This window comes from Streptomyces sp. NPDC060209 (assembly GCF_042728155.1).
GTDB lineage: Bacteria > Actinomycetota > Actinomycetes > Streptomycetales > Streptomycetaceae > Streptomyces.
In genome coordinates, this window is record NZ_JBHWZS010000076.1 from 1 (window position 1) to 14023 (window position 14023).

The 14023-nt window shown below is 70.7% G+C and carries 16 protein-coding genes and 2 tRNA genes; 11 read left to right on the forward strand and 7 right to left on the reverse strand.

Annotated elements, in window-relative coordinates; translation table 11 throughout:
- Positions 1-74: 74 nt before the first annotated feature.
- A complete protein-coding gene (locus ACFWFI_RS16900; RefSeq protein WP_387390393.1) occupies positions 75-1088 on the forward strand; it encodes an adenosine deaminase in 1014 nt (337 codons plus the stop codon).
- On the opposite strand, the gene ACFWFI_RS16905 is transcribed toward ACFWFI_RS16900, so the two are convergent.
- Positions 1081-1662: a TetR/AcrR family transcriptional regulator gene (locus ACFWFI_RS16905; protein WP_387390395.1), complete on the reverse strand. Its 582-nt coding sequence runs from the start codon at positions 1660-1662 to the stop codon at positions 1081-1083. The two genes, ACFWFI_RS16900 and ACFWFI_RS16905, sit on opposite strands and share 8 nt — an antisense overlap.
- 89 nt (positions 1663-1751) lie before the next feature.
- On the opposite strand from ACFWFI_RS16905, the gene ACFWFI_RS16910 reads away from it, so the two are divergent.
- Positions 1752-2387 (forward strand): NAD(P)-dependent oxidoreductase, encoded by a 636-nt coding sequence (locus ACFWFI_RS16910; RefSeq protein WP_387390397.1) that lies wholly within the window; start codon positions 1752-1754, stop codon positions 2385-2387.
- Between the two features lie 49 nt (positions 2388-2436).
- Here ACFWFI_RS16910 and ACFWFI_RS16915 read toward each other — a convergent pair whose 3' ends face one another.
- The 6 genes from ACFWFI_RS16915 to ACFWFI_RS16940 all read right to left on the reverse strand — a co-directional run bounded on the left by ACFWFI_RS16915 (position 2437) and on the right by ACFWFI_RS16940 (position 5041).
- Entirely contained in the window at positions 2437-3492 is a 1056-nt protein-coding gene (locus ACFWFI_RS16915; RefSeq protein ID WP_387390400.1) for a UDP-N-acetylmuramate dehydrogenase, read from the reverse strand.
- A 119-nt stretch (positions 3493-3611) separates the two neighbouring features.
- Complete coding sequence (locus ACFWFI_RS16920) at positions 3612-4040, reverse strand: MaoC family dehydratase (protein WP_387390403.1); 429 nt, start codon at positions 4038-4040, stop codon at positions 3612-3614.
- The gene (locus tag ACFWFI_RS16925) at positions 4040-4492 is read right to left on the reverse strand and encodes an FAS1-like dehydratase domain-containing protein (protein ID WP_387390406.1); all 453 of its coding nucleotides are present in this window, start codon (positions 4490-4492) and stop codon (positions 4040-4042) included. The genes ACFWFI_RS16920 and ACFWFI_RS16925 overlap by 1 nt, the downstream gene beginning before the upstream one ends.
- A 104-nt stretch (positions 4493-4596) precedes the next feature.
- The gene (gene rpmG, locus ACFWFI_RS16930) at positions 4597-4761 is read right to left on the reverse strand and encodes a 50S ribosomal protein L33 (RefSeq protein ID WP_003956487.1); all 165 of its coding nucleotides are present in this window, start codon (positions 4759-4761) and stop codon (positions 4597-4599) included.
- Between the two features lie 89 nt (positions 4762-4850).
- Positions 4851-4923 (reverse strand) — tRNA-Met (locus ACFWFI_RS16935).
- A 45-nt stretch (positions 4924-4968) separates the two neighbouring features.
- Positions 4969-5041 (reverse strand) — tRNA-Thr (locus ACFWFI_RS16940).
- A 296-nt stretch (positions 5042-5337) separates the two neighbouring features.
- Here ACFWFI_RS16940 and ACFWFI_RS16945 point away from each other — a divergent pair.
- The 9 genes from ACFWFI_RS16945 to ACFWFI_RS16985 all read left to right on the forward strand — a co-directional run bounded on the left by ACFWFI_RS16945 (position 5338) and on the right by ACFWFI_RS16985 (position 13779).
- The gene (locus ACFWFI_RS16945) at positions 5338-6561 is read left to right on the forward strand and encodes an amidohydrolase family protein (protein WP_387390408.1); all 1224 of its coding nucleotides are present in this window, start codon (positions 5338-5340) and stop codon (positions 6559-6561) included.
- 34 nt (positions 6562-6595) lie between these two features.
- The gene (locus ACFWFI_RS16950) at positions 6596-7252 is read left to right on the forward strand and encodes an SDR family oxidoreductase (protein ID WP_387390411.1); all 657 of its coding nucleotides are present in this window, start codon (positions 6596-6598) and stop codon (positions 7250-7252) included.
- A gap of 176 nt (positions 7253-7428) precedes the next feature.
- On the forward strand, positions 7429-8091 hold the full coding sequence (locus tag ACFWFI_RS16955) for a DedA family protein (protein WP_387390413.1): 663 nt from the start codon (positions 7429-7431) through the stop codon (positions 8089-8091).
- 332 nt (positions 8092-8423) lie between these two features.
- Entirely contained in the window at positions 8424-9407 is a 984-nt protein-coding gene (locus tag ACFWFI_RS16960; RefSeq protein ID WP_387390415.1) for a sensor histidine kinase, read from the forward strand.
- Positions 9398-10042: a response regulator gene (locus ACFWFI_RS16965; protein WP_387390418.1), complete on the forward strand. Its 645-nt coding sequence runs from the start codon at positions 9398-9400 to the stop codon at positions 10040-10042. The genes ACFWFI_RS16960 and ACFWFI_RS16965 overlap by 10 nt, the downstream gene beginning before the upstream one ends.
- A gap of 151 nt (positions 10043-10193) precedes the next feature.
- Positions 10194-11426 carry an MFS transporter gene (locus ACFWFI_RS16970; protein ID WP_387390420.1) on the forward strand — a complete coding sequence of 411 codons (1233 nt, stop codon included), beginning with the start codon at positions 10194-10196 and terminating at the stop codon, positions 11424-11426.
- A 345-nt stretch (positions 11427-11771) separates the two neighbouring features.
- Complete coding sequence (locus tag ACFWFI_RS16975; protein WP_387390423.1) at positions 11772-12473, forward strand: hypothetical protein; 702 nt, start codon at positions 11772-11774, stop codon at positions 12471-12473.
- Positions 12470-12850: a winged helix-turn-helix domain-containing protein gene (locus tag ACFWFI_RS16980; protein WP_387390425.1), complete on the forward strand. Its 381-nt coding sequence runs from the start codon at positions 12470-12472 to the stop codon at positions 12848-12850. The genes ACFWFI_RS16975 and ACFWFI_RS16980 overlap by 4 nt, the downstream gene beginning before the upstream one ends.
- A 92-nt stretch (positions 12851-12942) precedes the next feature.
- Positions 12943-13779: a hypothetical protein gene (locus ACFWFI_RS16985; protein ID WP_387390427.1), complete on the forward strand. Its 837-nt coding sequence runs from the start codon at positions 12943-12945 to the stop codon at positions 13777-13779.
- The last annotated feature ends 244 nt before the right edge of the window (positions 13780-14023 follow it).

A 14023-nucleotide genomic window follows, 5' to 3' on the forward strand; every position in this document is an offset into this window, starting at 1 on the left:
CCTTTTTGTTCGAGCTGTAACTCACAGGGGGATCCCGCTACCGCGACACCCCACGCGTGCGGCAAGATCTTCCAATGGAGCGTGACGTACGGCGGTTGCCCAAGGCCCATCTGCACCTGCACTTCACCGGGTCGATGCGGCCCACCACTCTGCTCGAACTGGCGGACAAGTACGGGGTGCACCTGCCCGACGCGCTGACCGGTGGTGAGCCGCCCAAGCTGCGGGCCACCGACGAGCGCGGCTGGTTCCGCTTCCAGCGCCTCTACGACATCGCCCGGTCCTGCCTCCGCTCGCCGGAGGACATCCAGCGGCTCGTGCGCGAGACCGCGATGGAGGACGTCGCGGACGGCTCCGGGTGGCTGGAGATCCAGGTCGACCCGACCTCGTACGCCCCGCTGCTCGGAGGGCTCATCCCGGCGATCGAGATCATCCTGGACGCCGTGGACCGTGCGGCCCGCGAGACCGGGCTCGGGATCCGGGTGGTGATCGCGGCGAACCGGATGAAGCACCCGCTGGACGCCCGGACGCTGGCCCGGCTCGCCGTGCGGTACGCGGACCAGGGTGTCATCGGCTTCGGGCTGTCCAACGACGAACGCCGTGGGATGGCCCGCGACTTCGACCGTGCCTTCGCCATCGCCCGCGAGGGCGGCCTCATCGCGGCGCCGCACGGGGGCGAGCTCTCCGGCCCCTCCAGCGTGCGGGACTGCCTGGACGACCTCGACGCGGCCCGGATCGGGCACGGCGTACGGGCGGCCGAGGATCCGAGGCTGCTGCGGAAGCTCGCGGAGCGTGGGGTGACCTGCGAGGTCTGCCCGGCGTCCAATGTGGCGCTCGGCGTCTACGAGAAGCCCGCCGATGTACCCCTGCGCACTTTGTTCGACGCGGGGGTGCCGATGGCGCTCGGCGCGGACGACCCGCTGCTCTTCGGTTCCCGGCTGGCCGCGCAGTACGACCTCGTGCGCCGTCATCACGGCTTCACCGACGAGGAACTGGCCGAACTGGCCCGGCAGTCCGTGCGGGGCTCGGTGGCGCCCGTCGAGGTGAGGGAGAAGCTGCTGGGCGGGATCGACGCGTGGCTGGCTAGCTGATGCCGCCCATCAGGGTGCGCGCGAGGGACGCGGCGAAGTCGTCCAGCGACTGCGGGGCCCCGCCCATCTCGTAGGCGAAGGCACGCTGCGCGCAGGCGCCCAGCAGCAGCGAGGCGGCCGCGTAGGTGTCGGCCCCGGGGCGGACACGTCCGGCCTGCCGCTCGGCGCGGAGATAGGCGTCGAGGCCCTGGATCGGCTTGTGCGGGCCGGTGCCCATCTCACGCATCGCCGCTTCGTGACGGCGCTTGAGCCTTGGCTCGGCGTACAGCGACGCGAGCACCGGGAAGGTCTGCTCGTAGAAGAGCGCGGCCTGGCGGGCGACCTCGGTAAGGTTCTGCTCCAGGTCCCCCTTGCCCGCCTCCAGGTCGCCCAGGAGCGGGCCGAGCCTCGGCATGCGTTCGCCGAGCACGGTCACGAAGAGCTCTTCCTTGCTCCCGAAGTACTTGTACAGCGCCGCCTCCGAACAGCCGGCGGCCCTGGCGATCTCCTTCGTCGTCGTGCGCGCGAGGCCGATGCCGAGCATGAGCTCATGGGCCGCGTCGACGATGCGCACGCGGGCCGGCTTCTGGTCCATGGATGCTCCAGCAGGGCTTGACGAGACGGTGAGCGTCCACTCACCCTATGGGTAAGTGAATACTCACCCACTCAGGAGGGGCGTGCGCGATGAGGCTCACAGTGTTCGGAGCGACGGGGGCCGTCGGCCAGGAGATCGTGCGGCAGGCGTCGGCGGCGGGACACGAGGTCACAGCGGTGGTCCGTGATCCCGCCCGGCTCCCGGACGGGCTCCGGGAGGCCGCCCCGCACTCCGTCGTGCCGCTGTCCGACGCGGCGGCGGTCCGTGCGGCGGTCGAGGGGCGGGACGCCGTGCTCTCCGGGCTCGGGGCCCGGGGCCGGAAGGCCGGCGACATCGCGGAGCGGCTCACCCGGCAGGTTCTGGGCGCGATGGAGGCGGAAGGGGTACGGCGGCTGCTGGTCGTGAGCGCGGCGCCGGTCGGCCCGGAGCCGGCGGACGACCCGCTGCTGGACCGTGTGGTCCGCAGGGTGATCGGCACGGTCCTCAAGGAGGTGTACGCCGATCTGACCCGCATGGAGGCCGCGTTGGCCGCCAGTGCGACCGACTGGACGTCTGTGCGGCCGCCGAAGCTGACGAACGGCCCGCTGACGGGGACGTACCGGACGGTCGTGGGCGGCACCCCGCGCAGCGGCCGGTCCATCGCGCGGGCCGACGTCGCCCACGCGATGCTGACGCTGATCGATGAGCCGGCCGCGGTGAAGCAGGGCGTGGGAGTCGCCTACTGAGCCCCTTCTCCGATCTCCGGCTCGCCGGAGCGGTGCCGCAGAAGGGCCTCTACAGGCTGACGCCGACCGTCACCGGTTCGTTGACGAGCGTGACCCCGAATGCCTCGTGGACCCCGGCGACGACCTCTCGGGCCAGCGCCAGCAGGTCCTCGGTGGTCGCGCCACCCCGGTTGGTGAGGGCGAGCGTGTGCTTGGTGGAGATGCGCGCGGGGCCCGTGCCGTACCCCTTGGTGAAGCCCGCCTTGTCGATGAGCCAGGCGGCCGAGGTCTTCACCCGGCCGTCGCCCGCGGGGAAGGCCGGGGGCGTGACGTCCGCGCCGAGGCGCTCGCCGGCTCGGGCGAGGAAGACCGCGTGCTCCGCCTCGTCGAGGATCGGGTTGGTGAAGAAGGACCCGGCCGACCAGGTGTCGTGGTCCTCCGCGTCGAGCACCATTCCCTTGCCGGCCCTCAGCCGGAGGACGGTTTCGCTGGCGGAGGCGGCGGCCACGCGATCGCCCTGTTCGACACCCATGGCCCTGGCCGTCTCGGGGTAGCGGAGGGGCGCGGACCGCCCGCCCGCGTCCTCCAGCCCGAACCGCACTCGGAGCACGACATAGCGGTCGGGTTCGGCCTTGAAACGGCTGTGCCGGTAGGAGAACGCGCAGGCTTCGTTCGGGAGGGTGACCGTCTCCCGGGTGTGCCGGTCGTAGGCGACGACCTCGGTGATGACCGAGGACACCTCCTGCCCGTAGGCGCCGACGTTCTGGATCGGCGTCGCCCCTGCGGATCCAGGGATACCGGCGAGGCATTCGATCCCGGCGAGCCCCGCATCGACCGTACGGGCCACGGCGTCGGTCCAGACCTCACCGGCGGCCAGCTCGAGCTCCGCGCCGGAGAGCTCGAAGCCCTTGGTCGCGATGCGCAGGGCCGTTCCGTCGAAGCCCTTGTCGCCGATGACCAGGTTGGAGCCGCCGCCGATGACCAGGAGCGGGGTGCCGCTGTCGTCGGCTTCGCGTACGGCGGCGATCACCTCCGCGTCGGTGGTGGCCGTCAGGAGGCGGTTGGCCGGGCCGCCGAGCCGGAAGGTGGTCAGGGGGGCGAGGGGGGCGTCGTGGAGTTCCTGCACGGGGACAAGAGTACGGTCCACGACCCGTGACCGGGCCATGGACCGTGCGTACGGGACCCGGACCGCCACCGAGCGAAGAGGCGCCGCCCGGGCGCCCCTCCGCTCGCCGGCGGTGCCGTTCAGGCGAGGCGCACGACGGCGCGGGACATGCCCAGCACCTTCTTGTCGTCGCTCATCACCGTCAGGTCGACCCGCACGAGGTTGTCGTCCAGCTTCGCGCCGACCTTGCCGCTGACCTCGATCAGCGCCCCGCTGTCGTCGTTCGGCACGACGACCGGCTTGGTGAACCTCACGCCGTACTCGACGACCGCGCCCGGGTCACCGGCCCAGTCCGTGACCACCCTGATCGCCTCGGCCATGGTGAACATGCCGTGCGCGATCACGTCGGGCAGCCCGACCCCGAGCGCGAACTTCTCGTTCCAGTGGATCGGGTTGAAGTCTCCGGAGGCGCCCGCGTACTGCACCAGCGTCGCCCGCGTCACCGGGAACGACTGCGCCGGCAGCTCCGTACCGACCTCTACCGCTCCGTAAGCGATGCTCGCAGTCATCACGCCTCCTCGGCGGCGCGCGCCACCAGCTTCGTCCACGCGGTCACGACGTGCTCACCGGACTCGTCGTACACCTCGCCGCGGATGTCCACGATGTCGTTGCCCGCCATCGACTTGATGCCCTCGATGGTCGAGGTGACCGTCAGCCGGTCCCCCGCCCGCACGGGGCGCACATAGGTGAACTTCTGGTCGCCGTGAACCACACGGCTGTAGTCCAGGCCCAGCTGCGGGTCCTGGATCACCTGGCCCGCCGCCCTGAAGGTGATCGAGAACACGAACGTGGGCGGAGCGATCACATCCGAGTAACCCAGAGCCTTGGCGGCTTCCGGATCGACGTAGACGGGATTGGTGTCACCCACCGCTTCCGCGAACTCCCGGATCTTCTCCCTGCCGACCTCGTACGCCGGGGTGGGCGGATAGGTCCGCCCCACGAAGGACTGGTCGAGCGCCATGAGCCCGGTACCTCCTGATGAAAAGTCGAATAGGGCTGAGGACAACCCATATACAACGACACGAGGCCGCCCCCAGTGGGGACGGCCTCGTGTACGAGCCTGTTTCAGCGAGTTTCGCGGTGCGCGGTGTGCGAGTTGCAGCGCGGGCAGTGCTTCTTCATCTCAAGACGGTCCGGGTTGTTACGCCGGTTCTTCTTGGTGATGTAGTTCCGCTCCTTGCACTCCACGCAGGCCAGCGTGATCTTCGGGCGGACGTCGGTGGCAGCCACGTGAGTGCTCCTTGGACGGACGGATGGACGGATGAACGCATAAAAGAGTAGCCGATCGAAGGACCGACCCCACAATCGGCTACCGTTAGTAGCGGTGACCGGACTTGAACCGGTGACACAGCGATTATGAGCCGCTTGCTCTACCGACTGAGCTACACCGCTTTGATGCCGGGCTTCCCCGCCGAAGCGGAGTTACCCGATCACCAGAGCCCCAATGCGGAATCGAACCGCAGACCTTCTCCTTACCATGGAGACGCTCTACCGACTGAGCTATTGGGGCGAGCGAGGAAGACATTACACGGTCTGTCGCCGATCGCCCAAATCCGTTTCCGTCGCCCCCGCCGAGGCCCCACCCGGCCCCGGGCGGCCCTTGCCGCCGCCCCCCTGATCAGGCCCTTGATCAGCCCGTACGCCGACTCCGCGGAGCTCGTCACGGGCCTTCGTGGCCCCCATCCCCGCGCCCGCCCCACAGGGCCACATTCGTACGACTAATTCGCTCCTCCTCGGAGCGGGCCGGGCCCCCGCCTAGGCTCGGCGCACTCTGCGTGATCTTGCTTTCCTTCCAGGAGCGGCGCGATGCCCGAAAGTCCCAGTGACGCGCCCTCGCTCCTCCTGAGCGGGGCACGGCTCGCGGACGGGCGCGCCGTCGACGTGCGGATCGACGGCCCGCGCATCGAGGCGGTCGGGACGGCGGGCAGCCTGACCACCCCCGGGACCCGACTGGACCTGAGCGGCTACCTCCTGCTTCCCGCCCCCGCCGAGCCCCACGCGCACGCCGACACGGCGCTCACCGGCACCACGGCGGGCCCACCGTCCCACCGGCCCGAGGACGTCCGGCGCCGCGCCATCGAGGCCGCGCTGCTCCAGCTCAGCCACGGGGCCACCGCACTGCGCGCGCACGTACGCGTCGGCGGCGTACAGGGCCTCGGCTCCCTGGAAGGCGTCCTGGCGGCCCGTCGTTCCCTGCGCGGCCTCACCGAACTGACGGCAGTCGCCGTGCCCCGGCTCCTCACAGGCGTCGCGGGCGCCGACGGCCTCGCCGCACTCCGTGACGCCGTGGACATGGGCGCGGGTGTGATCGGCGGCTGCCCCGACCTCGACCCCGATCCGGCCGGCCACACCGAAGCCGTCCTGGAACTCGCCGCCGCCCACGACCGGCCCGTCGACCTGCACACGGACGGCGACGATCCGGTCCGCCTGGCCCGGCTGGCCGCCATGGCCGGAGGGCTCGGCCCGGGCGTCTGCCTCGGCCCCTGCGCGGGCCTCTCCCGGCTCCCCGGGGACGAGGCGGCCCGCACCGCGGACCGGCTCGCCGCCGCCGCCGTGACCGTGATCTGCCTCCCCCAGGGAGGCTGCTCCTGCGCCGGGCTCCGCGGCACCGCGCCCGTACGGCTGCTGCGGACCGCCGGGGTGCGGGTGGCGGCCGGCAGCGGGGCGCTGCGCGACAGCTCCAACCCCGTCGGCCGCGGGGACCCGCTGGAGGCGGCGTACCTGCTGGCCTCGCAGGAAGGCCTCACCCCCGAACACGCCTACGACGCCGTCTCCACCGCCGCCAGAGCGGCTCTGGGGCTGCCCGGAGTGCGCGTCGAGGCCGGCTTCCCCGCCGAGCTGCTCGCCGTGCGCGGGGACGGTCTGGCCGGGGCGCTCTCCCTCGCGTACAGCAGGATCGTGGTGCACCGCGGACGCGTGGTGGCGCGGACCAGCGCCGTACGCGAGTACCGCGACTCCGGGGCCGCCGCGGCCGCCCTCGACCTCCCCCGCCAGGGACGCGCCGATTCCGGCCCCGACGGCGGGCCTTGAGCACGAGCGAGCCCTGCGGCGTACGGTCGGAAGCATGCGCATTGTCATTGCAGGTGGACATGGTCAGATCGCGCTGCGGCTCGAGCGGCTGCTCGCCGCGCGCGGTGACGAAGCGGTGGGCGTCATCCGCAACCCGCAGCAGAGCGAGGAACTGCGGGCGGCAGGTGCCGAGCCCGTCGTCCTCGACCTCGAATCGGCGTCCGTCGAGGAGACGGCGGAGGTCCTGCGGGGAGCCGACGCGGTGGTATTCGCGGCCGGCGCCGGCCCGAACAGCGGCTCGGCACGCAAGGACACGGTGGACCGTGGAGCGGCCGTGCTCTTCGCGGACGCGGCGGAACAGGCGGGAGTGCGGCGCTACGTCGTGGTGTCCTCCATGGGCGCCGACCCCGATCACCGCGGCGACGAGGTCTTCGACATCTATCAGCGGGCCAAGGGCGAGGCGGACGCGTACGTACGTTCCAGGAGCGGCCTGGACTGGACGATCCTGCGCCCCGGAATGCTCACGAACGACGCCGGCAGCGGCCAGGTCCTGCTCACGGCCTCGACGGGCCGCGGGCCGATCCCCCGCGACGACGTGGCGGCGGTGCTGGTGGAGCTGCTGGACACCCCGGCGACGGCGGGTCTGACGCTGGAACTGATCAGCGGGAGCAAGCCGGTGACGGTCGCGGTCAAGGACATCGCGGGGAACTGAGTCCCGGTCGCCGGCCGTTGCACCAGCACGTGCGGTTTTCCGGAGGCCAGGTCCTGCGGAAAACCGCACCGGACCGGATGGCCATCCTCATACCGTCGTTGAGCTGCGGTTTCTAACGTGGCGGGTGATCGGGGCAGGTGCCCCGGGGCGAACGACCCGCCGGCTTGGAGACTCATATGCATCTCACGTACTCGGCTCTGCCGCAGGAACCCACGGGCGGCATCGCCGGCTGGGCCACCGGGCTCGTCGACACCATGGGCGGTCCCGGAGCCGGTCTGGCGATCGCCCTGGAGAACCTCTTCCCGCCGCTGCCGAGCGAAGTGATTCTGCCGCTGACCGGGTTCGCCGCCGGGCAGGGAGTCCTCAGCCTGGCTTCGGCGTTGTTCTGGACCACGCTCGGTTCGGTCGTGGGAGCCGTGGTCCTCTACTGGATCGGCGTGTCCTTCGGCCGTGACCGCATGCACACCATCTGGGGGAAGCTGCCGCTGGTGAAGGCCTCCGATCTGGTGCGCACGGAGGAGTGGTTCGCGAAGCACGGCACCAAGGCGGTCTTCTTCGGCCGCATGGTGCCGATCTTCCGTAGCCTCATCTCCGTCCCCGCCGGCGTGGAGCGCATGCCTCTGCACGTCTTCATCCTGCTGACCACACTCGGCAGCCTCATCTGGAACTCGCTGCTGGTGATGGCCGGTTACTGGCTGGGCGACCGCTGGGAGACTGTGGAGACCTACGTCGGGTTCGCTTCCAAGGCCGTGCTGGTCCTGGTGGTCGTGGCCGTCGCGACGTACGTGGTCCTGCGACTGCGCGGCGCCGACCGCGCGCAGCACCGGCGCAGTTCATGACCTGCGCCGAGCACCCACGGACCACGGCCCCGCCTCCCGGACAGGCGCAGCGATCTTGCTGCGTCCCCGCGGCCGCACCAGGCTCCGCCTTCGTGCAGGGGAACCGCCCAGGCGTCACCACCCCTCGCGTCCCCGGCCATCCAGGGCAGTACGGCTCCGGAGCGGACGCCGCCGGGGCCGGCCGGACACTCCCGTGGTTACGCCGGGGGCTGGGTGCGCTCCTCGGCTGTGCGACCGCCCTGGCCGGATTCCTCTGCTTCCTTCTGGCCGGCACCGCTCTCGGCCCCTTCCTGCTGTGGCCGCGCACCCGGGCCGGCGCCCTCGGCATCCTCATGTCCGGAGCCCGAAGGCTCACGGGACTGGAGTGGAGCCGGAGGTCGCTCTTCTTCGGCGACCGCTTCCCGGAGCACTACGGGGCGTCCGACCGGAAGATCCTCCGCTACCTGGCGGTCCGCAGTTGCACCGGGCTGATGTGTGGTCTCGTGCTCGGGCTGCTGGGCTTCGGTGTCGTCCTGGCGGTGCTGCTGCTGAGGGGGGCCGTCCAGGGATCGCTCCGGTGGGACGAACTGCTGATCCAGATGCTCCTCGGCGGTGTGCTGCTCTTCCTCGACCTCCAGGGACTCCGCTCGCTCCTCGCCCTGGACTCCCGGCTCGCCCGCGAGTGCTTCGGCCCCTCCGAGCAGGAGCTGTTGCGCCGGCGCATCGACGAACTGGCCAGCAGCCGGGCGGCCGTCGTGCAAGCGGTGGACGCCGAACGCCGTCGCATCGAGCGGGACATCCATGACGGAATCCAGCAGCGTCTGGTTGCTTTGGCCATGCTGCTCGGCCGGGCACGCAGGGGGCGTGACCCCGAGCAGTCGGGCGCTCTGCTGCACCAGGCGCACCAGGAGTCGAGGGACGTGCTCGCGGAACTGCGCGAAGTGGCCTGGCGGGTCTATCCGTCGGGGCTCGACAGCCTGGGGCTGGAGGAGGCGCTCGGAGGGGTGTCCGACCGGTGCGGCATCCCCGTCCGTACGGAGTTCGCCGTCCGCGGGCCGCTGCCACGACCGGTGGAGACCGCCGCGTACTTCGTGGTGTCGGAGTCCGTGACCAACGCGGCCAAGCATTCCCGCGCCACGGCCGTCTCGGTGCACGTGGTGCTCGACGACAGGGTGCTCACCGTGTGCGTGCAGGACAACGGCAAGGGCGGCGCGAACCCTGCTGGCATCGGGCTGAGCGGCCTGCGCAGCCGGGTGGAGGCGTTGGACGGCACCCTGTACATCGACAGCCCCGAGGGGGGACCCACCATGGTTACCGCGGAGCTTCCATGCGCCTGATGCTCGCCGAGGACTCGGCCCTGCTGCGGGAGGGCCTGGTCCGGCTCCTCGTCGAGGAGGGCCACGACGTCCTGGCCTCCTTCGGTGACGCGGTGTCCCTGCTGAAGGAGATGGAGACGCGGCGGCCTGACATCGTCGTCCTCGACATCCGGATGCCTCCGACGCACACCACCGAAGGGCTGCGCGCGGCACTGGAGATCCGCGAGCGATGGCCGGAGACCGGCGTACTCGTGCTGTCCCAGCACATCGAACGCCACTACGCGGCCCAGTTGCTGGCCTCCAGCGCGGAACGGGTGGGGTATCTCCTCAAGGACCGGGTCGCCCAGGTCGAGGAGTTCCTGGAGGCACTGGAGCGTATTCAGTCGGGTGGCGCCGCCATCGATCCCGAGGTGGTCCGGCAGCTGGTCATCCGCTCCACGCACGGGGACCCCCTGGCCCGCCTCACACCTCGCGAACGCAGTGTTCTCGAACCCCTGGCCCAGGGGCTCACCAACACGGCGATCGCGAAGCAACTGCACATCTCCGTGAGTGCGGTGGAGAAGAATCTCAACGCGATCTTCGACAAGCTGGAGCTGTCGCACACCACCGGTCACAGCCGGCGGATCCTGGCGGTCCTGAGGTACCTGGAGTCGTAGCCGCACCAGGTGACCGCCGCTCTCCCGCCCGTCCGGGGGGACAGAGTCCGGGGAACAGAAGTGCGGCCGACAGAGCGGCGAGGGGGCCGTCCGGCACCCGCGGCGCGAGGCGTTCCGGCCTGCCGGGGCACCCGCGGGATAGCGTCGGGGCATGGACGGTGGCCTTGATCGCCGAGGTTGGCTCCCCTGCTTTCTCAGCGGGGCGGTGTTCGCCGTGTGCATGGCCGGGACCACCCTGCCGACCCCTCTCTACAGCCTGTACCAGGACAAGCTCGGGTTCTCCGAGCTGACGGTGACCGTGGTGTACGCCGTGTACGCCTTCGGCGTCATCGGGGTGCTGCTGCTGGCGGGAAACGCCTCCGACGCGGTGGGCAGACGCCCTGTGCTGCTGTGGGGCCTGGGCTGCGCGGCGGCGAGCGCCGTCTGCTTCCTGTGCGCCACCGCACTGGGCTGGCTCTACGCGGGGCGGCTCCTGTCGGGTCTGTCGGCCGGACTGTTCACCGGGGCGGCCACCGCGTACGTCATGGAACTGGCGCCCGGTAAGGGCTCCTCCAGGGCCTCGTTCGTCGCGACGGCGGCCAACATGGGCGGCCTGGGCTGCGGGCCGCTGCTCGCCGGTGTCCTCGCGCAGTACGCCCCCTGGCCGCTGTACCTGCCCTTCGTCGTGCACCTGGCACTGCTGGCCGTTTCGGCTGTCGTCCTGCTCGGCCTGAAGGAGACCGTGGGCGAGCGGCGGCCCCTGGGCACGGTCCGCCCCCAGCGGCCCGGGCTTCCGCCCGAGGTCCGGGCGGTGTTCAGGCCTGCGGCGCTCGCCTCCTTCGTGGGGTTCGCGCTGTTCGGGGTGTTCACCTCCGTCAGCCCGGCGTTCCTCTCCCAGTTCCTGGACGTGGACAACCATGCCGTGAGCGGGCTGATCGTCGCGCTGGCCTTCTTCGCCTCGATCGCCGGGCAGTCGGCGGTCGGCCGGATCGGCGAGCGGCGGTCACTGCCGCTGGGCTGCGCGGGCCTCCTCGGCGGACTGGCACTGCTCGCGGCCGCGTTGTGGTGGCAACTGCTGCCCCTGGTCGTGCTCAGCGCACTCCTCGGCGGCGGAGGCCAGGGCCTGGCCTTCCGGGCAGCCCTGTCCCAGGTGGCCGCGGCGTCACCCTCGGACCGGCGGGCGGCGGTGATCTCGACGCTGTTCGTGGTGGCGTACGCGGGCATCTCGCTGCCGGTGATCGGCGTGGGCGTCCTCTCGGTCCACATCGGCCTCCAGGACGCGGGGCTGGTCTTCATCGCCTGCATGGCTGTCCTGGTCACGTGCGCCGGGGTCTACCTGCTGCGGCGCCCGTCCGGAACCGGAGACGAGCCTGCCCGACGGACCAGCAGGCAGCGTTCCCGCTGATCAGGGCTCGCTCCGTTCGTCCGTTCCGTCCTCAGCTCCCTTCCTCCGTGCCGTTCGTTCCGTTGCGTCCGGCTGAGCCAGGGCTCGGGCCGGAGCTGACTGTTCGACAAATAACTCTTGACCACCATGCACTTTGCATCGCAAAGTGATTCGGGAGGGCGGCCGAACGGCCGCCGTCGGCCGGCGCTGCCGAAGCGCGACCGCAAGGGGGACATCGTGGGAACACCGTCGACAGACAGCGCAGGACAGCAACCGAGGGCACACGCGGCTGGCCTGCTGGCTGCGACAGAGGGCCTGCGGGCCCGGACCCGCGCGCAACTGAACGGCTCCTGGATATCCCTTCTCGTGTTCGGGCTGCTCGCACTGGCGGCCGCTCCGATCGCCCGGTACGCCTTCAACTTCGGCGCCCATGGCCGCAGCATCGGCTCCTATCCGGCCTTCGCGTACGCCGAGCTGACCGGCCTGTGCGTCGTCCACGAACCTGGATCCCCCTGCCTGCAGGGCGAGTTCGACGGTTCTGCTCTGCGTTTCGTGGCATGGGGCGTGTGGTTCGGGCTTCTCCCCCTGGCGTGGTTCGCCGTCGCTCGCTGGTACCGCGTGCGAGGCGAGTCCCGGGGTCTCGTCCCCCGCCGCAGGCTGTGGATCCGCTCCACCGTGACAGCCACCGCCGTAATAGCGGCCGCCTTGCTGGCGCTGCTGTTCGGCAGGGACCAGCCGTGGGAGGTCGTGGTGCTGGAGAACAGCTACGCCTCACCGTGGTACCTCATCGGTATCGGACTCGTCGCACTCGGGCTGACAGAACGCAGCTGGATCGCCGCAGCCGCCGGCACCGCTCACGCGCTGCTGCTCACCGGCTACCTCGGCGCCTCCTGGGGCAGCGGCTGGCTCCCCTGGCAGCACCCCGTCGACCCCGGCTGGACGGACGGACCACAGGCCAAGGCGCTGCTGCTCGCCGCCGTCCTGCTCCTCGCGGGCTCGGCGGAATGGGCTGTGACCCGCCGTCGAGCCGCGGCCGCCACCACAGATGCGCGTACGGTTGCCGCATGAGTGCTGAGGGCTCGGCCACCAAGGGGGATGAACTGGAGGAACTCCATCCCACCCGGTCGCTGGACGACACAGTCCATCAACGTGTGCGGCTCGGCATCCTCGCGATCGCCAGAGAGGCCGACCGGGTCGAGTTCGGCTTCCTGAAGAAGCACTTGGCCGTCACCGACGGCAACCTCTCACGACATCTGCGGGTGCTGGAGGAATCCGGCCTGATCTCCGTGGAGAAGGGCTACGCCGGCCGACGCCCCCGGACCTGGATCACCCTCACACGCGAGGGCGCGCGGGCCCTGGACTCCGAGCTCCGCGCCCTGCGCGCACTCGTGCTTCGCCTGGAAATCCCCCACCCTGCTCCTGCCTCCGACCCGCTCGGCTCATAGCCGATTCCTCGACGGTTCGTCCGAGCCCGCTCGGGGCAGCAGGCAGGAATCGCAATCGGGATGAATGCACATCAAAAGGCTAGAGTCGCCGGGTGAGCCGAACCGAGGAGACCGCCGAGGCCGCAGGCCCGTTCACCACCCGGCTGACGTGGCGCCTCAGCGACGGAAGCACCGCTGTCTGGGAGTCACGAGCGGCACGCAAGCGCGGCCGCCTCACCGTGCGGGGCGCGGGCGAGCCGAAGTCCCGTTCCAGAAGCGCGGACACCGTGTCGGTGGCTCGTCTCCGCAGGCTGAACACCCTCGGCGCGGGTGCGTTCGCCGTCGGTGGAGGCCTGTTCGTCTTCGGGGCCGCAGTTGCCCAGTTCGACACGGGGGACGCGACGGGTGCCTGGATCTACTTCGCCGGCGGCCTGTTCTTCAACACGGGCGGCTACGCGTCCTTGCTCCAGTCGGTCAACGCTCCGCGCCGCGACAGCGGAACCGGGGGGCTTGCCACTCGACGCTGGAGTTGGTGGAGCTACGAGCCCGGCCGGATCGACTGGCTGAGCACCTTCCTGCTGTTCGTGGGAACGCTGGTGTTCGGCGTCAATCTGGTCGGCTCCCTGTTGCAAGGGCTCTCGGTGCAGCAGGAGAACAGGCTGGTCTGGACCCCTGACCTGATCGGGTGCACTCTGTTCCTCATCTCGGGGCACTTGGCCCTGGTTGAGGTCTGCCACGGCCGGCCGGGCGTACTTCCACGTGATCTCGGCTGGTGGATCGTCGCGGTCAACCAACTCGGGTCGGTGCTCTTCATGGGTTCGGCACTGGCCGACTTCACCCGCCCCGCCACGGGAAGCGTCCTGAACATCGACATCGCCAACTGGGGCACCCTCACGGGCGCGCTCTGCTTCTTCGTCGGAGGGGTGCTCCAGTTCTTCGAACGACCCTGACCCGTACGCGCTCTCTCCCCAGATGCCTGCGCGCCCCGACGGGGCAGCCCCGCACACCACCCCACGCCCACCCGGGCACGTCGGTCGCGCGAGACTCGGCGAGATCAGCACCAGGCAACGCAAGAGGGCTCGCACTTGCCCGGCTGACCGGGCACCAGAAGTGCATCGCCCATCTCGTACCGACTGAGAACAATGCCGGGAGCGTCCGACGTCGCCTTACGTGGCGCAGTTTTGCGGTGGCGGC

What these genes read in the sequence shown, in the direction of transcription:
- ACFWFI_RS16900 (WP_387390393.1), top strand. Translation starts at nt 75, where the DNA reads ATGGAGCGTGACGTACGGCGGTTGCCCAAGGCCCATCTGCACCTGCAC.
- ACFWFI_RS16905 (WP_387390395.1), bottom strand. Translation starts at nt 1,662, where the DNA reads ATGGACCAGAAGCCGGCCCGCGTGCGCATCGTCGACGCGGCCCATGAG.
- ACFWFI_RS16910 (WP_387390397.1), top strand. Translation starts at nt 1,752, where the DNA reads ATGAGGCTCACAGTGTTCGGAGCGACGGGGGCCGTCGGCCAGGAGATC.
- ACFWFI_RS16920 (WP_387390403.1), bottom strand. Translation starts at nt 4,040, where the DNA reads ATGACTGCGAGCATCGCTTACGGAGCGGTAGAGGTCGGTACGGAGCTG.
- ACFWFI_RS16925 (WP_387390406.1), bottom strand. Translation starts at nt 4,492, where the DNA reads ATGGCGCTCGACCAGTCCTTCGTGGGGCGGACCTATCCGCCCACCCCG.
- ACFWFI_RS16945 (WP_387390408.1), top strand. Translation starts at nt 5,338, where the DNA reads ATGCCCGAAAGTCCCAGTGACGCGCCCTCGCTCCTCCTGAGCGGGGCA.
- ACFWFI_RS16950 (WP_387390411.1), top strand. Translation starts at nt 6,596, where the DNA reads ATGCGCATTGTCATTGCAGGTGGACATGGTCAGATCGCGCTGCGGCTC.
- ACFWFI_RS16955 (WP_387390413.1), top strand. Translation starts at nt 7,429, where the DNA reads ATGCATCTCACGTACTCGGCTCTGCCGCAGGAACCCACGGGCGGCATC.
- ACFWFI_RS16960 (WP_387390415.1), top strand. Translation starts at nt 8,424, where the DNA reads ATGTCCGGAGCCCGAAGGCTCACGGGACTGGAGTGGAGCCGGAGGTCG.
- ACFWFI_RS16965 (WP_387390418.1), top strand. Translation starts at nt 9,398, where the DNA reads ATGCGCCTGATGCTCGCCGAGGACTCGGCCCTGCTGCGGGAGGGCCTG.
- ACFWFI_RS16970 (WP_387390420.1), top strand. Translation starts at nt 10,194, where the DNA reads ATGGACGGTGGCCTTGATCGCCGAGGTTGGCTCCCCTGCTTTCTCAGC.
- ACFWFI_RS16980 (WP_387390425.1), top strand. Translation starts at nt 12,470, where the DNA reads ATGAGTGCTGAGGGCTCGGCCACCAAGGGGGATGAACTGGAGGAACTC.